We start from the raw sequence: 20794 nt of genomic DNA on the forward strand, positions 1-20794 counted from the left end.
CGTCAGGCCTGCGGGGCGTGCGCCTCGAGGAACTGGTAGACCTCGGTCTGGTCGACGCCGGGGAACGTGCCGGTCGGCAGCGCCGCGAGCAGCGAGGTCGGGGTGCGGGCCGCCGGCCACGAGGCATCCGCCCACCGATCGGCGAGGCTGGTCGGTGCCTGGCAGCACGCGGGGTCGGGGCACCGCGACACCGCACGATGCGGTGTCTCGCGCCCGCGGAACCACTTCACGTGCTCGAACGGCACGCCGACCGACACCGAGTACTCGCCCTCTTTCGCCTTCTCGATGCGCGAGGTGCACCAGAACGTGCCCGACGGAGTGTCGGTGTACTGGTACCACGGGCTGAACCGGTCTTCGACGTCGAACACCGTGCGCGCGGTCCAGTTGCGGCACATCGTCGTGCCCTCGATCGCGCCGAGGGCATCGGACGGGAAGCGCACGCGATCGTTCTCGTACGCCTTGATGATCGTGCCCGACTCGTGCACCTTGGTGAAGTGCACGGGGATGCCGAGCCGCGCCGTCGCGAGGTTCGTGAACCGGTGCGCCGCGGTCTCGTACGAGACGGCGAAGGCGTCGCGCAGCTCCTCCATCGAGATGCGGCGCAGGTTCTTCGCCTCGGTCAGGAACCGCACTGCTGCCTGCTCGGGCAGCAGGATCGCGGCCGTGAGGTAGTTCGTCTCGATGCGCTGGCGCAGGAAGTCGGCGTAGCCGGCCGGCTCCTCGTGGCCGAGCAGGTGGCTCGCGAGGGCCTGCAGGATCGGTGAGCGGGAGTCGCGCGACGGCGACTGCTGTGTCGGCAGGTAGACGCGCCCGTTGCGCTTGTCGGTCACCGAACGGGTGGAGTGCGGCAGGTCGCCGACGTAGTGCAGCGAGTAGCCGAGGTGGCTCGCCATGTCGGCGACCAGCTGGTGAGAGACCGGGCCGCCGGTGTGGCCGACCGCTTCGAGCAGCTCGGCCGCCTTCGCCTCCAGCTCGGGATAGAAGTTGTCGCGAGCCCGCATCTCGTCGCGCAGCTGGGCATTCGCGCGGCGCGCCTCTTCGGGGGTCGCGGCACGCTCGCGGTGCAAGCGGTCGATCTCGTTGTGCAGGCTCAGGATCGTCTGCAGGGTCTGGTCGTTCATGCCCTTCGCGACGCGGAACGACGGCAGGCCGAGCGCGGCGAACACCGGCCCGCGCTGTGCGCGCTCGACGGCGATCTCGAGGGCGGCGCGCTCCGAAGGGGCATCCGCTCGCAGCAGTTCGTCGACGCTCGTGCCGAGCGCGAGGGCGATCGTGCGCAGCATCGAGAGTCGCGGCTCGCGCTTGCCGTTCTCGATCGCGCTGACCTGCGAAGGCGCCCGGTCGATCGCCGTGGCGAGCTCGCCGAGGGTCAGGCCACGGGCCGTTCGGCGATCGCGGATGCGGCGGCCGAGCGTGAGCGCGTCGACCTCGTCGGCACTCGACTCGGCAAGGTCGGGGGAGGGATTCGCGCTGCGATCCGCGGTGATCATGCCTTCGATGGTGACACGGGCGAGGGGATGCCGCAAACGGAAGAATCTCGAAACTTCTGCCGTTGGCCAGTGGATTCCCGATATTCACCTCGATCATGTCGAATGCGGCGTTGAAAGAACATGATTCTGCGGCGGACGCTGCTCAAGCCGATGGACTCAGTCGTGGTTTCAGCTCGTTCGCGAAGAAGTCCATGAACCCGTCGGGGTCGGGCCCGTTGTTCATCAGCACGACGTGGTCGTAGCCGACCTCCTCGTACCTGCGGATCGCGTCGAGGTGCTTGGCGACATCGGGCCCGCAGGGCATCGTGTTCGCCACGTCCTCCGGCCTGACGACTTCGGCGGCCGCCTCGAAGTTGGACGGATTCGGGAGCTCGCTCATGACCTTCCATCCCGTGAGCGACCAGCGGCTCGTCTCGAATGCCGACTGGACCGCCTCCTCCTCGGTCTCCGCCCACGCGAGACCCACCTCGCCGTACCTCGGGCCATCGCCCCCTGCAGCGCGGTACGCCTCGAGCAGCTCGGTCTTCGGCTCGGTGCCGAACATGCCGTCGCCGAGTTCGGCGGCGAGCTCGGCGGCATCCGGGCCGCCTGCCGCGACCGCGATGCCGGGCAGCTCGTCGGGAAGGTCGAACACGCGGGCGTCCTCGAGGTCGAGGTACTCGCCTCGGTACGACTGGTACCCGCCCGACCACAGCAGACGGATGATCTCGATCGCTTCACGCAGCATATTCTGCCGCTCGGCGACCGCCGGGAATCCGCGCCCCACGACGTGTTCGTTCAGGCGCTCCCCGGAACCGACGCCGAGTGTGAACCGGCCGTCGGAGAGGAGCGCGACGGTGGCGGCCGCCTGGGCGATGATCGCCGGGTGATATCGCACGGTCGGGCACGTGACGCCGGTCGCGAGCCCGAGCCGCGAGGTCTTCGCCGCGATCGAGCCGAGCACGCTCCACGCGAACGGCGAGTGCCCCTGCGAGTCGAGCCAGGGATGGAAGTGATCGCTGATTTCCACGAAATCGAATCCGCTCTGCTCTGCGAGCTCGGCCTGGCGAACGAGTTCTCTCGGAGCGAAGGCTTCAGCAGACAGCTTGTAGCCATATCGGATCATCGGTCCCCCTCGCTGGTCGGTGCAGGGCCGCACCTTCGACGGTGCTGTCGAATCGGCCCGCGATACCGTCGACGTCGGCGACGCTACCCGTGCGTCATCTGGCTCGGAAGCGCTTGCGGCGGACACCCGCAAGGACGACAATGCGCGGGTTGCGCTCCGACCGGTCTGACGTTGCCTGCAGCCAAAGCGCGCAGGCCCGTAGGCGCCCGTTATACGCCGCCGTCGCCGGCCGCGCAAGTCCCTTCTCGCGCGAGCAGCCCCGCTCTAACGTTGCGCGCATCAGCCGGCGTCGACCTCATCATCCTGTCCGACCCCGGCCCATCCCGACGGCGCGACCCGACTCCGAACCGGCATCGATCGACGCTGACCGACACCACGGAAGCGAGAGCAAGATGACCGAGAACACCCCATCCCAGCATTCGGACGACGTGCCGACGACTGGCTCCATGCGTGATGTCGACGCCGGTGCCGGAACGAGCACCGGAGGCGGTTCCGGCGCGACCGGGCGCCACCCGGGCGGTGTCACCACCGACTCTGCCGGCTCCACCGGCGCGGGCCGATCGCCCTCTCTCGCCGACGACGCCGCCTCGGTGGCCTCCGACGCCGGGGAAGCCGGCCACCGAGTGGCCGACGTCGCCAAGGAGGAAGGCAAGGCCGTCGTCGAGGAGACCACGGAACAGGCGCGCCGGCTCGCCGACGATGTCACCACCGAACTGCGCGAGCAAGCGGCGGTGCAGCAGAAGCGGGTAGCCAGCGGACTCCGGTCCGCGGGAGCGCAGTTCACGCACATGGCCGAGGATTCCAGCGAGCCGGGCTACGCCGCCGACCTCGTGCGCCAAGCGGGCCGGCGGGCCGACGATGTCGCCCAGTGGCTCGATGCACGAGACCCCGGTTCTCTCGTGCAAGAGGTGAAGTCGTTCGCCCGCCGGCGACCGGGAGCCTTCCTCGCGATCGCGGTCGGAGCCGGCGTCGTCGTCGGACGGCTGACGCGGGCACTCGCGACGCCGCCCGACCACGGGTCCGCTGCGTCGGAGTCCCGAGCGTCCGGATCGGTTGCACCCGGCGCGAGGACGGTGACGCCTGCCGCCGCCGGAATCCGAACCCCCGGTGCCGGCCAGCCTGGATCAGTGGGTGCACGATCAGTCGGTGCGCCTGGAGGAGGCGTGGCACGATGACCGACGAACCTCGTATCGGCGCGCACGATGCACGGTTGGGATCGACCGATCCGAGAGCGGGCGCGTCCGCGACATCTGCCGACCTGCCCTCGCCATCGCCCACGCCCTCCGAAGTGCACGCCGAGACGACCTCGCTCGGCGACCTCTTCGCAGAGGTCAGCCGTGATGTCTCACTGCTCATGCGGCAGGAGGTCGAACTGGCCAAGGCCGAGATCTCGCAGTCGGCGAAGCGGGCCGGAAAGGGTGCCGGCATGTACGGCGGCGCCGGCATCGCCGGGTTGCTCGCCGTGCTGTTCCTCTCGATCGCGCTCTGGTGGGGACTCGGCTACTGGATCGGCAACGCCTGGTCGGCCGTCGTCGTCGCCGCCATCTGGGCCGTCGTTGCACTCGTGCTGGCGGTCATCGGCAAGAAGGAATTCGACAGCGTCGAGGGCATGCCCGAGACCGTCGAGAGCATGAAGAAGATACCCGAGACGCTGAAGAGAAATGAGGAGAACCGATGAGCGACCCCGAACTGATCCGCTCGGACATCGAGCGGACCCGACGAGAACTCGGTAGCGACGTCGATGCGCTCGCCGACAAGGTCAATCCGGCGAAGATGGCTCACCGCCAGGGCGACCGGATGAGAAACGCGATCGGCCGGCTGACCGACCGGGTCATGGGCACGGCATCCGACGTGGTCGAATCGGCTGAGTCGGCCGTCGACTCGGCAGGCGAGGCCGTGGCCGGAGCACCGCGGAAGGTTGCATCGGCCACCCAGGGCAACCCCATCGCGGTCGGCCTCATCGCCTTCGGCGTTGGATGGCTCGCCTCATCCCTCATCCCGGCATCGAGGCCGGAGCGGGATCTCGCAGAGAAGGCGAAGGAGGCGGCGGCCCCGCTCATCGAGGAGGCGCGAGATGTGGCGCAGGAGTCGGTGGAGCACTTGCGCGAACCCGCCATGGAAGGAGCCGAAGCCGTCAAGGAACGCGCGACCGAGGCGGTCGAAGCCGTGCGCGACGAGGGAGCTTCGGCGGCATCAGACGTTCAGGCCGAAGCCAAGCATGCTGCGGAGCGCCGGATGGAGTGAAGATTCGACGAGCGGATGACGCGAAGCACCCCGCAGAGGACCGGCATCGAAGCCGGAATAGTCAGCTGAGAGGCCACGCCGAGCGTGAGCGCCCGTCGGAGACGAGCGCGGGCTCGCACAGTGTCTCCCTGACGCGTCGATGGGGAGTTCTCCCCGTTCTCGCTGGCTTGCGGCAACTGGTTGGATGGACGGGGCCGCATCGGCCCGCATCAGAGGGGAAAACACACACCATGACTGCAACACGCCCGATCGCCGCCGCATCGCTGGCTCTGCTCGCCCTGCTGTTCACCGGCTGCGCGGCCGGCACCGCCGACACCGGATCGTCGGACGGCGCCAAGACCGAGGCGAGCGTCGAGGCCGAGACCACGGCCGATCAGTCGACGCAAGAGGCGTGCGACCTCATGAAGGGCAGCCTCGAAGAGCTCGTGACCCTCACCAGCGGCGAGAACGCCGGTGCGCTCGCAACCGATCCCGCCGCCGCGGTCACCGCGCTGAAGACCGCTGAGGCGAGCATGCGCGAAGCCGCCGCCGACGTCACGAACGCCGAGATCGCCGCACCCGCGACCGCCGCCTCGGGCGCGATGACGGAGTACGTCGCGTTCCTCGACACCGTGGTCGCCGACCCGGCGAACGCCGACATGGCGAAGCTCGGCGAGCAGGTCACGGCACTGCAGACCGGCATCACCGGCCTCAGCGAGGTCTGCACGCTCTGATCGCCGACGCGATCTGACGAAGCGGCGTCGCGGCCAGGTTCCCCGACGGGGGTGGAAGCACGAGCTTCCACCCCCGTCGGCATTCGGGGATGGGGTGGGGCGCCGGCCGGGGCGCTCAGGCGCTCAGGCCTCGGATGCCGCGAACACCCGCTCGCCCTCGACGAAGGTCTGCAGCACGCGGGTGGCGCCGATCTCAGCGACCGGGCCGGCGAACGGATCGCGGTCGAGCACGACGAGATCGGCGAGCTTGCCGACCTCGATCGTGCCCGTCTCGTCGAGGTGGTTCACGAACGCCGATCCGGCCGTGTACGCCGTGAGCGACGACGCGAGGTCGATCGCCTGCTCGGGCAGGAACGCCTCGAACTTCCCCTCCTCATAACCCGGGGCGGCGATGCGGTTGACGGCGACGTGAATGGCGGCGAGCGGGTTCGGCGTCGACACCGACCAGTCGCTGCCGGCGGCGAGTACCGCGCCCGAGCGCAGCAGGTCGCCGAACGGGTACTGCCACGCATCGCGGGGCGAGCCGAGGAATGGCAGGGTGAGCTCGACCATCTGCGGTTCGAGCGCGGCCCAGAGCGATTGCATGTTCGCGATCACGCCGAGCTCGCGGAAGCGCGGGATGTCGTCGGGGTGCACGACCTGCAGGTGCGCGATGTGGTGCCGGTGATCGTTTCGGCCGTTCGTCGCGATCGTGCGCTCGACCGCGTCGAGGCACTCGCGCACCGCCCGGTCGCCGATCGCGTGGAAGTGCAGTTGGAACCCGAGTGCGTCGAGCCGCGGGGCCGCCTCGTTCAAGATCTCGGGCGGCACGAACGAGATGCCGGAGTTGGAGGTGTTGTGGCCGTGGCCGTCGCAATACGGTTCGAGCATCGAGGCGGTGAAGTTCTCGGCGACCCCGTCTTGCATGATCTTGATGCTCGTCGCGGCGAAGCGCCCGCCCCGGTACCGCGAGCGCTTCTCGACGAGCTCGGGAATCTGCTCGAGCCCGCGCGTGCGGTCCCACCAGAGGGCGCCGACGACCCGACCGGTCAGTGCTCCGGATGCCGCGGCGGCGAGGTAGGCCGGACCGGGGTCACCGGCATCCCCGTAACTGCCGACGATCGCGTCCTGCCACGCGGTGATGCCGTACGAGTGCAGGTAGCGCTGCCCGAGCAGCAGGGCCTCGGTGAGCTGCTCGACGGTCGTCTCGGGAAGCAGCCGGTTGACGAGCGACATCGCGCCCTCGTGCAGCGTGCCGGTCGGTTCGCCCGAGGCATCCCGCTCGATGCGCCCGTCGGCCGGGTCGGGGGTGTCGCGGTCGATGCCCGCGAGGCGCAGCGCCGCCGAGTTCACCCACGCGCCGTGGCCGTCACGGTTCGGCAGGAACGCCGGCCGATCGGGCACCACCCGGTCGAGGGATGCCGCGGTCGGCGTGCCGCCCGGGAACGCCGACATCGACCAGCCGCCGCCGAGCACCCACGGCTCGTCGAGGTGGCTCGCGGCGTAGGAGCCGATGCGCTCGAGGTACTCGGGCTCGGTGACGAACTCCGACAGGTCGCAGCGCATGAGGTCGAGGCCGCCCCACACGGGGTGCACGTGCGCGTCCTGGAAGCCGGGGGTCAGCAGCCGGCCGTCGAGGTCGATGACCTCGGTGCCCGGCCCGATCAGCTCGCGCACCTCGTGGTCGGCGCTGACGGCGACGATGCGGCCGCCGCGCACGGCCACTGCCGAGGCGCGCGAGCGCACGGTGTTCGCGGTGAAGACGGGCCCGCCGGTGAAGACGAGGTCGGCTTGGGTCATGGATGCATCCTTACGTCAGCTGCCGGTCATCGTGCGGGCGATCTGCGTCGCCGAGTCGCCCGCCCGGCGCAGCACCAGCGCCACGAGTCCGAGCGCCACGAGCGTCAGCACGAGCATGATCGTCGAGACCGCCGCGATCTCGGGCCGCAGCCCGCTGCGCAGCGCGCTCAGCACGTACACCGGCCACGGCGTCGTGCCCGACACCTGCACGAACGCGGCGATGACCGTGTTGTCGAGGCTCAGCGTGAACGAGAGCAGGAACCCGGCGAGCACGGCGGGCATCGCGAGCGGCAGCGTCACCCGGCGGAACGTCGTGAACGGCTTCGCATACAGGTCGGCGGATGCCTCTTCGAGCTGTGCATCGAGCCCCACGAGTCGTGCGCGCACGATGTACGAGACGACCGCGATCGAGAACAGCGAGTGCCCGACGACGAGGCGTACGATGCCGTCGTTGAAGATGCTCAGGCCCGCGTCTTGGCCGAGCAGCACGAGCCACGGCAGCAGCGCCACGGCGTCGACGATCTCGGGCGTCACCGAGACGAGCAGCAGCAGGCCGATGAACCAGAGCGCCCACTTGCCGGGATGCCGTGCCATCGCGATGCCCGCGAGGGTGCCGAGCAGGGTGGCGAGCAGTGCGGCGATCGCGCCGGTCTGGATCGACACCCACACCGCGTCGCGGATGACCGGCCGCTCGACGATCGCGAGGAACGCGTCGAATCCGAATCCGCCCCACGAGACGAGCAGGCGGCCCGTGTTGAACGACGACAGGATGATCACGACGATCGGTGCGAAGAGGAACAGGAAGACCGCGACGCTCCACACCGTCAGCGCGACATCCGACCACGACCGCTGCTTCATGCCGCCACCTCCTGCGATCTGGGGGCGACAGATGCCGCGGGTTCGGGCTCGCCGAGCACGAGTCGATTCTGCAGCCGGAACGGCAGGGTCACGAGCCACACGAGCAGCCCGCCGATCGCCACCGTGAGCATGATCACGAGGATGAGGAGCACCGCCATCGCCGAGCCGAGCGCCCAGTTCTGCGCGGTCTGGAACTGGCTCGCCACGAGCTGGCCGACCATGTTGCCCTTCGCGCCGCCGAGCACCGTCGCGGTGATGTAGTCGCCCATGAGCGGGATGAAGACGAGCAGCACGCCCGCGATGACGCCTGGCCGGGCGAGCGGCAGCGTGATGCGCACGAAGGTGCGGGCCTTGCCCGCGCCGAGGTCTTTCGAGGCCTCTCGCAGGGGGTCGCCGACCCGGTCGAATGCGACGAAGAGCGGCAGGATCATGAGCGGCAGGTAGTTGTAGACCACCCCGAGCAGCACCGCGCCGCGGGTGTAGAGCAGGTCGAGCGGGCCGCCGATGATGCCGACCGACTGCAGTGCGGTCGACAGCCACCCCTCAGGTGCGAGGATCACCTGCCAGCCGATCGTGCGCACGAGGAAGTTGGTCCAGAACGGCACCATCACGAGCGCGAGCAGCAGCCCACGACGCGACGGAGGCGCCTTGACCGCCATCCAGTAGGCGACGGGCAACCCGACCACGAGGCAGATGGCGGTGCCGGCGATACCGATCCAGAGGGTGTTGGTGAACGTCTGGAAGAACGTCGGCGAGAGTGCTTCGAGGTAGCGGTCGAAGGAGAGCACGTCGTTGGCGTGCGTGCCGAAGATGCCGGGCTTGTAGCCGAAGCTGAACCAGACGACCATCGCGACCGGCGCCACGAAGAACACCAGGAGCCACGCCCACGCGGGGATCGCGAGCGCGAAGCGCGGCATCCGGAAGCTACGCACCAGCGGCCGCCTTCGTCTTGTTCCAGATGTCGACGCGACGCTGTTGCGCCTCATTCACCTCGCCCTCGCGCATCGTGTCGATCTGCTCTGGTGTGAAGAACACGAGGTCGAGCATGGGCAGCCCGGCGTCGGCCGCAGCCTGCTCGATGCCCGTCGCGCCCGTGTGGTAGCCGATGTAGTCGAGCTCGGCGAGCGAGTTCTCGGGCTCGAGCACGTAGTTGATGAACGCGTGTGCGGCCTCGGGGTTCGGCGCGCCGGCCGCGATGGCCCAGTTGTCCATCCAGATCTCGGTCTCGGGGCCGGGGAACACCCATTGCCAGCGGTCGGGGTCGGGGCTCTCGAGGATGCCGAGGCGTGAGTCGCCGTTCCACGACTGCATGAGCACGTGGGTGCCCTGCGGGATCGCCGAGCCGCCGGGGTAGGAGTCGAACGCCGCGATGTTCGGCGCCAGCGTGTTCACGAGGAAGTCCTCGGCAGCGGCGAGTTCGTCCTCGTCGGTCGTGTTCCAGTCGATGCCGTTCGCCCAGAAGTACGCACCCGTGAGGTCCCCCGGATCGTCGAGCACCGACATCCGGCCGCTCGCTTCGTTCTGCGCTGCGTCGAGGAAATCGGCCCACGTCGTGAGCTCACGGGTGATGACCGTCTTGTCGTAGACGAAACCTGTCGTGCCCCACGCCTTGCAGATCGAGTACGCGTTCTGGGGATCCCACGCGCGGCCGAGGAACGCGGGGTCCATGTACTCGAGGTTCGGGATGAGATCGAGGTTGAGCTCGCTCAGCAGGCCGTTCTCGATCATCTGGGGGATGAACACGCCGGTCGGCACCACGATGTCGTAGCCCGAGGTGCCCTTCGCCGCGACGAGCTTCGAGATGAGCTCTTCATTCGAGCCGAAGGAGTCGAGGGTGATCTTCGGGCCGAGCTCGTCGGTGAACGCCGCGAGCACGTCGGGAGCGTCGTAGTCGCCCCACGTGTAGATCGACAGGTCGCTCTCGAGTTCACCGCCGGTCGCGCGGGGCGCTGTGCCGGTCGCTCCGCCCGGGCTGCACGCGGCGAGCAGGCCGGTCGCGCCGGCCGCGGCGGCGAAGCTCAGGAAGCGGCGACGGGAGAGCTCGGAGCTGATGATCTTCGCGGCGCTCGTGCTCGCGAGGATGCGGACGTGGGGGCGGTTCTCGCTCATATCGGTCTCCGTTGGTCGGTTCGCGGTTGCGGTTGGAGGTGATCTGGTCAGTCGGTCGGCGGGGCGACGTAGCCCGCCGCGGTCGCCGCATCGTCGGCGGGGAAGAGCAGCACGCTCTCGGCGCTCCACGAGCAGACGACGGCGTCGCCGAGGCCGAGCGCCGGCGCCTCGGGGGTCGGGCGCCGCACGATGAGGCTCTCTTCGCCCACGCGCACGAGGTACTGCATCGTCTCGCCGAGGTGCGAGACGCCGATGAGCGTGCCCCGGGCGGTGTTGACGGCAGCGGATGTCGCGGCCGCGGTATCCGCCTCGATGTGCACGAACTCGGGGCGCACGGCAGCCTGGCCGTTGCCGCCTGCCGCGAGCTCGGGCCGAAGGCCGCGCACGAGCGCGTGAGGGGTCTCGACCGCGGCGCCGCCCTCGGCGACCTGCCCGCGGAAGAAGTTCTGCTGGCCGACGAACGCGGCGACGTAGGCTGACGCCGGGCGGGCATAGATCGTGTCGGCGTCGGCGAGCTGCTCGATGCGGCCGTCGCGCATGATCGCGATGCGGTCGCTCATCGAGAGCGCCTCGCCCTGGTCGTGGGTGACGAAGACGAAGGTGATGCCGAGCCGCGACTGCAGCAGCTTCAGCTCGAGCTGCATCTCTTCGCGCAACTGCCGGTCGAGCGCGCCAAGCGGCTCGTCGAGCAGCAGCACCGCCGGCCGGTTCACGAGGGCGCGGGCGAGCGCGATGCGCTGCTGCTGCCCGCCCGACAGCTGGGTCGAGGTGCGGTCCGCGAAGCGGCGCATCTGCACGAGGTCGAGCGCCTCGATGACGCGCTCGCGCACCTCGGCCTTGGGCGTGCGCCGCTGCTGCAGGCCGTAGGCGACGTTCTCGGCGACCGACATGTGCGGAAAGAGCGCGTACGCCTGGAAGACGGTGTTCACGTCGCGGCGGTACGGGGGAGCGCCGAGCACCGAGCGCCCGGAGATGCGAATGTCGCCGGCATCGGGCTGCTCGAATCCGGCGATCATGCGCAGCGTGGTGGTCTTGCCGCAGCCCGACGGCCCGAGCAGCGAGATGAACTCGCCGGCCTCGATCGTGAGCGACAGGCCGTCGACCGCGGTGGCCTGACCGTACCGCTTCGTCACCCCGTCGAGCACCACGCTGCCCGCCGTCTCGTCGGGCTTGCCCGCGGGCTCTTTCGGGGAGACCGCCCTGGCCTCGGTCGCCGGTGTCGTTGTCACGTGATGGCACCTCCCGTTCGCTCGGACGCCACATCGCGTTCGTCGCCATTCAATCCGTGCGACACCCGGTGCGCAATGGCCGAGCCGACGAACGGGACAAACCATCGGGCGGGGCTCACCCGCCCGACAGTTCGTCCGGGAGCCCCGTAACGCCCGCGAAACCGACGCGAGTGGACGCGTCGTGCCGGAATGCCTGACGCAGACCGGCAATACGCGTCCACTCACGTGATCGTTCAGGCGTTCAGCGCGGCGGTCGGTGAGGTGCGGGCAGCTCGTGCCGCCGGAAGGGCGCCCGCGATCGCGCCGACGATGACTGTCGCGCCGACGCCGGCGGCCAGCACCAAGGCGGGCACAGAGACGAGCCAGCCGTTCGCGGCGGCGACCACCGCGGTGATGCCCCACCCGATCGCCGTTCCCGCGATACCGCCGTACAGGGCGAGCAGCATCGCCTCGACGAGGAACTGCGAACGGATGTGTCCGCGCGTCGCGCCGAGGGAGCGGCGCAGCCCGATCTCCTGCCGCCGCTCGAGCACCGTGATGACCATGGTGTTCGCGACCCCGATGCCGCCGACCAGGAGCGCGATCGAGCCGACGCCCACGAGCAGGCCCGTGAACGCCTGATCGATGGAGTTCTTGGCGGCGAGCGCGTCGGAGGGCCGGCTCACCTTCACTTCGCTCGGCGACTCAGGGTCGATCGTCGCGGGCAGGAGCTCGCGCACCTCGGCCACGAGTTCGTCGTCGCCGCGCTCGTAGATGGTCGTCGGCGCGCCCTCGAAGCCGAAGAGCTCGCTCGCGATCGGCCCGCCGATGAGGGCGACGGTGTCGAGCTCGGGCGCAAGCGGGGATCGGTCGAGAATGCCGACGACGGTGAACTGCTTGCCTCCGAGGAGGACCCGGCTCCCGACGCTCACGATGCCGAGACGCTCAGCGGCTTTCGCCCCGAGCACGACCGCCGGGTAGCGCTCGGTCGCTTCGTTCAGCCAATTGCCCGATGCAAGGGGCGTGCTCGTCGCGCCGAGCAGCTCGAGGTCGGCGGCGGCCACCGTGAGTCCCTGGGTCGCGCCGGCGTCGATGTGCTCGTTCCGGTAGACGTGCACCTTCTTCAGCGTGGAGGACCAGCTCGCCTGATCGACGCCCGCGATGCGCCGCACCCGGTCCACCGCATCGACGGGCAACTCCGTATCCTCTCCGAAGAAGTCGGTGCCCGCCGCCGCCGTGAGCAGGTTCGTGCCGAGCGCGGCCAGCTTCTGCTTCACGAGTGCCTCGCTCGAGGTCGAGATACCGACGACCGCGATCATCGCCGCGATGCCGATCGCGATGCCGAGAGCCGAAAGTGCCGCACGCATCGGTCGGGCGCGGAGCCCGTGGAACCCGAGCCCCACCAGGTCGCGCGCCCGCAGCCGCGAACGGAGGCCGTTCACGAGGCGGTCCCGACGAGGTCGCCGACCCGGCGGTCGCCGACGAGTTCGCCGTCACGGATGCCGAGCTGCCGCGGCATCCGCTCGGCGACCTGATGGTCGTGCGTGATCACGACAACCGTCGTCCCCGAGGCGTTCAAGTCGGCGAGGATCGATACGACGGCCGCCCCCGAGCGAGTATCGAGCGCCCCGGTGGGCTCGTCGGCGAGGATGAGCGCCGGCTCGCCGACCACGGCGCGGGCGATCGCGACCCGCTGGCGCTCGCCGCCCGACAATTCCTGCGGTCGATGGTGCGCCCTCGCCGAGAGGCCGACGCGATCGAGCGCGATCGCGGCGCGAGCGCGCCGTTCACTCGCCGGCACTCCCGAATAGAGCAGGCCGGTGGCGACGTTGTCCACCGCGCTGACCCCCTCGGCGAGGTGGTACTGCTGGAAGACGAAACCGATGGCGAACGCCCGGAGCGCCGACAACTCGGAGTCGCTCATCGCACCCGTGTCGTGTCCATCGATGTGGATGTCGCCGGTGCTCGGCCGATCGAGGGTGCCGATGAGGTTCAGCAGCGTCGACTTGCCCGAGCCGCTCGGCCCGACGATCGCGAGCATCTCGCCGCGATCGATGTCGAAATCGACGTGCGAGAGGGCGACGGTCGGCGGCGAGCCATACGAGCGCGACACGCCCCGCAGCGAGACGAGTGGCACGCTCATTTCGCGACCACGACCTCGTCGCCGGCTTCGAGATCGCCGCCGGTCACCTCGACCATGCCGTCGGCGAAGGCGCCGAGTTCGATCGGAACGACCTTCGATTCGCCATCCACGACGACCTCGACCGCCGAACCGCCGCCAGAGGTCGCGAGGAGCGCGAGCACCGGCACCAGCAGAGCGTCCTCCCGTTTCACCGCGGTGAGTTCGCCGGTCACGCCCACATCGTCGAGTCCGTCGGCGGATGCCGCATCGTCGAGGGTGATCGTGACGGGCAGCTTCAGCTTCTTCCCGCCCTGACCGTCGTCCTGCTCGACCGGCGCGCCGACGGCCGAGACCGTACCCTCGGTCGGGCCGCGACCCGGCAGGCTCAGCTGCACTTTCGCTCCCACCACCGCGACCTCCTTGAGGTTCGGCGCGAGGTACGCGGTCACTCGCTTCTCGGTGCCCGAGACGGTGACGATCGCCGGCCCGGCCGGATCGCCGACGACGGCTTTCGCCCCCGAAACACGCAGGGGGCCCGCAGCGAAGACGATGCGACCCGGCTCGATCGTGCCCGTCTCCTCGAGGCCGAGGGCCTCCTGCCACTCCTCGATCGCGTCGGCGGTCGAAGCGGCGAACTCGGTGTCGGGCTCGCGGTCGAAGTAGCCGAGCGCGGCGAGGTTCTGTTCGAGTTGCAGCACGTCAGGGCCGTCGTCCATCCCCGACGTGAACGGCCGCCACATCGGCAATGAGCCGAGGAAGAGCACGACCGGCTGGTTGTCGACGCGGAACAGTTCGCCGCCGCGATCGATCACCGACCCGGCGCCGGGAAGCGCCGTGACCGTGCCGCCGAGACTCGTGCCGAGGTCGCGCACGGCCTCGTAGGCGAGTCGACCCGTCACCCGTACCCGCTCGGTGAGCGGGCCGCGCGCGACGGTTTCGGTCGGAGCGTCGACCGCGTTGCCGATTCCGTCATCGTCGGCAGCCGACGCCGGCGGACGATTCAGCACGAGTACGGTCGCCACGACGCCGATCACGGCGACGCACGCGCCCGCGACGAGCCACGGGGCACGTCGTCTCGGCCGCCGTGTCGTGGCTGCGGCACCCGGAACCTGCTCGTCGGCGGTCATTCGTCGTCCTTCGGCATCTCCGGGAAGCCGGCCTCTTCGTTGCAGGCGTCCATGACCGCCGGGTCGATGTCGTCGGCGGGCATCGCCTGCATCGCGACCACGCCACCGTCGCTCGAGATCTCGGGGTCGGGGAAGTCGTAGCCGGCCTCGCGCATGCACGCAGCGAAGGCGAGCATCGCCTCGTTCATTTCGTCGGCGTCGGGCATGCCCGGCTGCACGGGCGGCTCGCCGACCTTCTCGATGCAGGTCTCGTGCGCCGCATCCATCGCCTCCATGTCGAGCTCGTCGACGTTGAGCGTCGCCGCTGAGTCGTCGCTCGTCTCGGTCGAGCTGGTGGTGCCGCTCATCGAGACGTCGACGCCCTGTTCCTTCATGCAGTCGCCGAATTCGAGCGACCAGTCGTCATACTCGGCCTGGGCGTCGCCTGACGCGAGGTCGGCGCCGTCCGACGCGCCGTCCGACGCGTTGGGCGCGCACGCCGAGAGCGCGATCAGCAGGCCGATGCCGGTCAGGGCGAGCAGTGCACGCGCCCGGCGGGGTCGCGGCCTGGTGAGGTTCGTCATGGGAGTTCCTTTCGTCGCACCCTCGAAGGGCGGGGTCAGGTCCCAGCACACTCACAGCACGGTCGTAGGGGAGTAAAAGCCAGCACTGACGAATTCCTTATGCCGGGCGCGCTTCACTGGAGTCCGGCACGCCTCACCCGAGGACTGCCGAGCAATGGAGGAGCCCCGTGCGCGTGCTGATCGTGGAAGACGAGCCCTACCTCGCCGAGGCCGTGCGAGCCGGACTCGCCCTCGAGGCCATCGCCGCCGACATCGCCGTCGACGGAGCGACCGCGCTCTTCGCGATCGACGTCAACGACTACGACGCGGTGCTGCTCGATCGCGATCTGCCCGGAATCCACGGCGACGAGGTGTGTCGCACGCTCGTGGCGCGCGAAGAACGTCCCGCGATCCTGATGCTCACGGCAGCCCGGCGCCTCGGCGACAAGGTCGGCGGTTTCGAGCTCGGCGCCGACGACTATCTCGCGAAGCCGTTCGAGTTCCCCGAACTCGTCGCGCGGGTGCGGGCGCTCGGGCGGCGCCGATTCACGGCGCTGCCGCCGCGACTCGAAGCGGCGGGAGTGACGCTCGACCCGTTCCGACGCGAGGTGTTCCGCGACGGGCGCTTCGTGCGCCTCAGCCGCAAGGAGTTCTCGGTGCTCGAGGTGCTGATGCGGGCGTCGGGTGGCGTGGTCAGCGCCGAGACACTGCTCGAGAAGGCGTGGGACGAGAACGCGAATCCGTTCACGAACTCGGTCAAGGTGACCATCTCGACGTTGCGCCGCAAGCTCGGCGAGCCGTGGATGATCCGCACCGACCCCGGTGCCGGCTACGCGATCGACGTGCCACGTGGCTGACGCCGCGGTGTCCGCGCCCCGCTCGTTCCGGTTAACGGTCCGAGCGCGACTCGCCCTCACCTACGCCGGACTGCTCACGATCGCCGGCGTCGTACTCCTCGCGATCATCGCCTTCTTCGTCGGCCTCGTGCCGACGTACGACTTCGTGGACGCCACCGCGCTCGACTCGACCGGCTACGGCATCGCGGAACCGGGCGTTCCGGCCGGTGAGGTGATGCCGAGCGAGGGCTGGATCGCGACCGACGAAGGGCTCGCCGCCGCGGCGACGACGGTGCCGGTCACGGTCGCCTCACGCTCCGACATGCTGCAGTTGCTGCTGTGGGTCTCGGGCGGCGCCCTCCTCGTGCTCGCCGCGGGTGGAACCTGGGCAGGATGGTTCGTCGCGGGACGGATGCTGCGCCCGCTGCAGGAGGTCAATCGCGCAGCGCATCGTGCGGCCCGCGGACACCTTGACCATCGCATCGCACTCGCCGGCCCGCGCGACGAGATCACCGATCTCGCCGACACCTTCGACCAGATGCTCACCGAGCTCGAGCGCTCGCTCGGCGCGCACCGCCGGTTCGCGGCGAATGCCTCGCACGAGCTGCGCACGCCGCTCGCGACCACCCGAACGATGCTGGACGTCGCGATCAGCTCGCCCAGATCCTCCCGCGAACCCGGCCTACCCGACATCGCGCTGCTCGAGCGCCTGCGCGAGACGAACGAGCGCAGCATCGCGACTGTCGAAGCGCTGCTGGACCTCTCCGAAGCCGAGGCCGGAGCCGCGGCGACGGTGCCCGTCGAGCTCGCCGAGCTCGCGGCATCCATCGTCGACGATGCCAGGCCCGAGGCCGCGCTGGCCGACGTGCGAATCGAACTGGCCACCTCGCCCGAGACGATCTCGGGCGATGAGGTGCTGCTCAGGCAGATGCTCGCGAACCTCGTGCAGAACGCGATCCGGCACAACGTGCCCGGCGGCGTCGTTCGGGTGTCGACCCGCTCGTCGAGCCGGTGGACGACGATCGAGGTGGCGAACAGCGGAGACGTGCTCGAATCGGCGACGGTCGCCGAGCTGACCGCGCCGTTCTATCGGGTGCGGGGTCGCACGACCGCGGCCTCTCAACGCGGCAGGGGCCTCGGCCTGTCGATCGTCGAGGCGATCGCCGCGCGGCACGGCGCGACCCTGCACCTCGCGCCGCGGGTCAACGGCGGGCTGCGGGTCGCAGTGCGGTTCCCGCGCTGAGCGCGCTGAGCGGCGCTGAGTCCTCAACGCGCCGCGCGTTCTTCCGCGGCGCAGAAAGAACGCGAAAGTTCACCCCGAGATCATTGGTTCGAGGGTGTCGAGCGGGCGCAGTGTGGATGCCAGGCACCCCGAACGACGTCGAGTGAGACGCCGAACGGGAGTCACCGAAGCATCCGCTCAGCACCACTCGGAGGACACCATGACGACGACGAACCGCCCCGGCGACCAGACCCAGACCGCTGCCGAGCTGCAGCTCGAGTGGGACGCCGACCCGCGCTGGGAGGGCGTGAGCCGCGACTACACCGCCGCCGACGTCGTCGTACTTCGCGGCCCGGTTCGCGAGGAGCGCACGCTCGCCAAGCGCGGCGCCGAGCGCCTGTGGCAGGACATCCAGCAGAACACCGGCACAGCGTTCGCGCCGCAGGATGACCCGCAGTGGTCGGCCGCGCTCGGTGCCCTCACCGGCAACCAGGCCGTGCAGCAGGTGCGCGCCGGCCTCAAGGCGATCTACCTCAGCGGCTGGCAGGTCGCCGCCGACGCGAACCTCTCTGGCCAGACCTATCCCGACCAGTCGCTCTACCCCGCGAACTCGGTGCCCGCCGTCGTGCGCCGCATCAACAACGCGCTGCTGCGGGCCGGGCAGATCGAGTACGGCAACGAGGCGCAGACCGGCGTCTCCGACTGGATGGCCCCCATCGTCGCCGACGCCGAGGCCGGCTTCGGCGGCCCGCTCAACGCCTACGAGCTCATGCACCAGATGATCGAGGCGGGCGCCGCGGGCGTGCACTGGGAGGACCAGCTCGCGAGCGAGAAGAAGTGCGGCCACATGGGCGGCAAGGTGCTCGTGCCGACGGCGCAGCACATCCGCACGATCAATGCGGCGAGGCTGGCGGCGGACGTCGCCGGCGTGCCGTCGATCATCATCGCCCGCACCGACGCCCTCGCCGCGACGCTGCTCACGAGCGACCACGACGAACGCGACCGCCCCTTCGTGACGGGCGAGCGCACCGCCGAGGGCTTCTACGAGGTGCAGAACGGCATCGAGCCGGTCATCGCCCGTGGGCTCGCCTACGCCGAGTACGCCGACCTGCTCTGGGTCGAGTCGGCCGAGCCCGACCTCGACCTCGCGCGCCGGTTCGCCGAGGCCGTGCACGCGAAGTTCCCCGGCAAGCGCCTGAGCTACAACTGCTCGCCCTCGTTCAACTGGAAGCGCCACCTCGACGACGACCAGATCGCGAAGTTCCAGCGCGAGCTCGCATCGATGGGCTACGCGTTCCAGTTCATCACCCTCGCGGGCTTCCACGCCCTCAACCACTCCATGTTCACGCTCGCGAAGGACTACAACGAGCGGCACATGAGCGCCTACGTCGAACTCCAGGAGGCGGAATTCGCCTCGGAGAAGCACGGCTACACCGCCACGCGCCACCAGCGCGAGGTCGGCACCGGCTACTTCGACCAGATCGCCACCGCGCTGAACCCCACCAGCGCAACGCTCGCCCTCGTCGGATCGACCGAGGAAGACCAGTTCTGACTCATCCGCTGGTCGAGTAGGCGCGCCAGCGCCGTATCGAGACCTGGTGACCGGGTCTCGATACGCGCTTCGCGCTACTCGACCGACGAACCGAAGGAGACACGATCATGAACACGACACCCAGCATGACCATCGAGCGAGAGCGCACGGATGCCGCGGCATCCGCTGCACCGCACCGTTCGACCTCGCAGCCGAAGCCTGCCACCGGCAGCTTCCAGACCGTCGAGCCTCGCATCGAGATCACGGCGGCCCTCGGCGAGCGGTACGCCGAGATCCTCACGCCCGAGGCGCTCGCCTTTCTCGCGGAGCTGCACGACCGCTTCGCCGGCACCCGGCACGAGCTGCTCGCGGCACGCCTGCAGACCCGCGTCGACGCGGCGAACGGACGCGACCCGAAGTTCCTGCCCGAGACCGAGCGCATCAGGAACGACGCCTCGTGGCGGGTGGCGGGCGCCGGCCCCGGCCTCGAAGACCGCCGCGTCGAGATCACCGGCCCGACCGACCGGAAGATGGCGATCAACGCCCTGAACTCCGGTGCGAAGGTCTGGCTCGCCGATCAGGAGGACGCCACGAGCCCCACCTGGCGCAACGTCATCGAGGGTCAGTTGAGCCTCTTCGACGCCGTGCGCGGCCGGCTCGACCACACGAGCCCCGAGGGCAAGCAGTACCGCGTCACGGCCGAGCAGACCCCGACGATCGTCATGCGGCCGCGCGGCTGGCACCTCGTCGAGAAGCACCTGCGGTTCCACGATCGCGCCGGGCGCGCGATGCACGCCTCGGGCTCGCTCGTCGACTTCGGCCTGTACTTCTTCCACAACGCGCAGGCGCTCATCGCCGCAGGGCGCGGGCCGTACTTCTACCTGCCGAAGCTCGAGTCGCACCGCGAGGCGAAGCTCTGGAACGACATTTTCGTCTTCGCGCAGCAGCGCCTCGGCATCGCGCAGGGCACGGTGCGCGCGACGGTGCTCATCGAGACGATCCAGGCCGCCTTCGAGATGGACGAGATCCTCTACGAGCTGCGCGAGCACTGCGCGGGCCTGAACGCCGGGCGCTGGGACTACATCTTCTCGATCGTGAAGACGTTCCGTTCGCGCGGGCGGCGCTGGGTGATGCCCGACCGCAAGGCCATCACCATGACCGTACCGTTCATGCGCGCCTACACCGAGCTGCTCGTCGCCACCTGCCACAAGCGGGGAGCACATGCCATCGGCGGCATGAGCGCGTTCATCCCGAACCGGCGCGACCCCGAGGTCACCGAGCGCGCACTCGCCGCGGTGTCGGCCGACAAGCGCCGCGAGGCATCCGACGGCTTCGACGGCACGTGGGTCGCGCACCCCGACCTCATCGAGACCGCGCGCGGCGAGTTCGATGCCGTGCTCGGCGACCGGCCCAACCAGGTCGATCGGCTGCGCGACGACGTGCACGTGACGGCGGCGCAGCTGCTCGACATCCCGTCGATCGGCGGCGAGGTGACCGAGGCCGGCGTGCGCGACAACGTCTCGATCGGCATCCGCTACATCGAGTCGTGGCTGCGCGGCACCGGTGCTGCGGCGATCGACAACCTCATGGAGGACGCGGCGACCGCCGAGATCTCGCGCTCGCAGGTCTGGCAGTGGCTGAACGAGAACACGGTCACCGCCGAGGGCACTCGCATCGACCAGACCTCGATCGTGCGCATCATGGCGGCGGCCGTCGCCGAGCTGCCGCGCTTCGAGGGCGACCGGTTCGACGACGCGATCTCGGTGTTCCGCAGCGTCGCGCTCGAGCCCGAGTTCCCGACGTTCCTCACGGTGGGCGCGTACGCGCGCTTCCTCTGAGGCTCAGCCCGAAGGGGCCGGCCCGACCGCATCCGGCGATCCCGGAAGGTGCAACGGCCGGGGCGGCCCC

General features: G+C 69.8%; 19 protein-coding genes. 8 read left to right on the forward strand and 11 right to left on the reverse strand.

The window, feature by feature from the left end:
• Positions 1-2 precede the first annotated feature (2 nt).
• A complete protein-coding gene (locus tag H521_RS21140; RefSeq protein WP_051159130.1) occupies positions 3-1490 on the reverse strand; it encodes a helix-turn-helix transcriptional regulator in 1488 nt (495 codons plus the stop codon).
• 142 nt (positions 1491-1632) lie between these two features.
• Positions 1633-2595 (reverse strand): TIGR03557 family F420-dependent LLM class oxidoreductase, encoded by a 963-nt coding sequence (locus H521_RS0102720; RefSeq protein WP_022891499.1) that lies wholly within the window; start codon positions 2593-2595, stop codon positions 1633-1635.
• A 446-nt stretch (positions 2596-3041) separates the two neighbouring features.
• Here H521_RS0102720 and H521_RS24855 point away from each other — a divergent pair, with 446 nt between their 5' ends.
• The 4 genes from H521_RS24855 (at position 3042) to H521_RS0102740 (ending at position 5552) form a co-directional block, all read left to right on the forward strand.
• Positions 3042-3770 (forward strand): hypothetical protein, encoded by a 729-nt coding sequence (locus H521_RS24855; protein ID WP_156891249.1) that lies wholly within the window; start codon positions 3042-3044, stop codon positions 3768-3770.
• A complete protein-coding gene (locus tag H521_RS0102730; protein WP_022891501.1) occupies positions 3767-4273 on the forward strand; it encodes a phage holin family protein in 507 nt (168 codons plus the stop codon). The genes H521_RS24855 and H521_RS0102730 overlap by 4 nt, the downstream gene beginning before the upstream one ends.
• Positions 4270-4839: a DUF3618 domain-containing protein gene (locus H521_RS0102735; protein ID WP_022891502.1), complete on the forward strand. Its 570-nt coding sequence runs from the start codon at positions 4270-4272 to the stop codon at positions 4837-4839. The genes H521_RS0102730 and H521_RS0102735 overlap by 4 nt, the downstream gene beginning before the upstream one ends.
• Positions 4840-5069: 230 nt before the next feature.
• The gene (locus H521_RS0102740; protein WP_022891503.1) at positions 5070-5552 is read left to right on the forward strand and encodes a hypothetical protein; all 483 of its coding nucleotides are present in this window, start codon (positions 5070-5072) and stop codon (positions 5550-5552) included.
• A 123-nt stretch (positions 5553-5675) separates the two neighbouring features.
• On the opposite strand, the gene H521_RS0102745 is transcribed toward H521_RS0102740, so the two are convergent.
• The 9 genes from H521_RS0102745 to H521_RS0102785 all read right to left on the reverse strand — a co-directional run bounded on the left by H521_RS0102745 (position 5676) and on the right by H521_RS0102785 (position 15318).
• Positions 5676-7331 carry an amidohydrolase gene (locus H521_RS0102745; protein WP_022891504.1) on the reverse strand — a complete coding sequence of 552 codons (1656 nt, stop codon included), beginning with the start codon at positions 7329-7331 and terminating at the stop codon, positions 5676-5678.
• Between the two features lie 15 nt (positions 7332-7346).
• Positions 7347-8189, reverse strand: a complete 843-nt coding sequence (locus H521_RS0102750; protein WP_026481820.1) for an ABC transporter permease — start codon at positions 8187-8189, stop codon at positions 7347-7349.
• Positions 8186-9106 (reverse strand): ABC transporter permease, encoded by a 921-nt coding sequence (locus tag H521_RS0102755; protein ID WP_040423476.1) that lies wholly within the window; start codon positions 9104-9106, stop codon positions 8186-8188. The genes H521_RS0102750 and H521_RS0102755 overlap by 4 nt, the downstream gene beginning before the upstream one ends.
• Before the next feature lie 7 nt (positions 9107-9113).
• A complete protein-coding gene (locus H521_RS0102760; protein WP_022891505.1) occupies positions 9114-10298 on the reverse strand; it encodes a polyamine ABC transporter substrate-binding protein in 1185 nt (394 codons plus the stop codon).
• Between the two features lie 47 nt (positions 10299-10345).
• Positions 10346-11527, reverse strand: coding sequence for an ABC transporter ATP-binding protein (locus H521_RS21150; protein WP_022891506.1), 1182 nt, complete (start codon positions 11525-11527; stop codon positions 10346-10348).
• 233 nt (positions 11528-11760) lie between these two features.
• Positions 11761-12948 carry an ABC transporter permease gene (locus H521_RS0102770; RefSeq protein ID WP_022891507.1) on the reverse strand — a complete coding sequence of 396 codons (1188 nt, stop codon included), beginning with the start codon at positions 12946-12948 and terminating at the stop codon, positions 11761-11763.
• Positions 12945-13649, reverse strand: a complete 705-nt coding sequence (locus H521_RS0102775; protein WP_022891508.1) for an ABC transporter ATP-binding protein — start codon at positions 13647-13649, stop codon at positions 12945-12947. Before H521_RS0102775 ends, H521_RS0102770 begins: the two co-directional genes overlap by 4 nt.
• The gene (locus H521_RS21155; protein WP_022891509.1) at positions 13646-14755 is read right to left on the reverse strand and encodes a peptidoglycan-binding domain-containing protein; all 1110 of its coding nucleotides are present in this window, start codon (positions 14753-14755) and stop codon (positions 13646-13648) included. The genes H521_RS0102775 and H521_RS21155 overlap by 4 nt, the downstream gene beginning before the upstream one ends.
• A complete protein-coding gene (locus tag H521_RS0102785) occupies positions 14752-15318 on the reverse strand; it encodes a hypothetical protein (protein ID WP_022891510.1) in 567 nt (188 codons plus the stop codon). Before H521_RS0102785 ends, H521_RS21155 begins: the two co-directional genes overlap by 4 nt.
• A 167-nt stretch (positions 15319-15485) precedes the next feature.
• Here H521_RS0102785 and H521_RS0102790 point away from each other — a divergent pair, with 167 nt between their 5' ends.
• The 4 genes from H521_RS0102790 (at position 15486) to aceB (ending at position 20724) form a co-directional block, all read left to right on the forward strand.
• Positions 15486-16154, forward strand: coding sequence for a response regulator transcription factor (locus tag H521_RS0102790; RefSeq protein WP_022891511.1), 669 nt, complete (start codon positions 15486-15488; stop codon positions 16152-16154).
• The gene (locus H521_RS0102795; RefSeq protein ID WP_022891512.1) at positions 16147-17376 is read left to right on the forward strand and encodes a sensor histidine kinase; all 1230 of its coding nucleotides are present in this window, start codon (positions 16147-16149) and stop codon (positions 17374-17376) included. The genes H521_RS0102790 and H521_RS0102795 overlap by 8 nt, the downstream gene beginning before the upstream one ends.
• A gap of 199 nt (positions 17377-17575) precedes the next feature.
• Positions 17576-18907, forward strand: a complete 1332-nt coding sequence (aceA, locus tag H521_RS0102800; protein WP_022891513.1) for an isocitrate lyase — start codon at positions 17576-17578, stop codon at positions 18905-18907.
• Positions 18908-19014: 107 nt separating this feature from the next.
• Positions 19015-20724 (forward strand): malate synthase A, encoded by a 1710-nt coding sequence (aceB, locus tag H521_RS0102805; protein ID WP_022891514.1) that lies wholly within the window; start codon positions 19015-19017, stop codon positions 20722-20724.
• Positions 20725-20794 lie beyond the last annotated feature (70 nt).

This window comes from Agromyces subbeticus DSM 16689 (assembly GCF_000421565.1).
In the GTDB taxonomy this organism is placed as follows: Bacteria; Actinomycetota; Actinomycetes; order Actinomycetales; family Microbacteriaceae; genus Agromyces; species Agromyces subbeticus.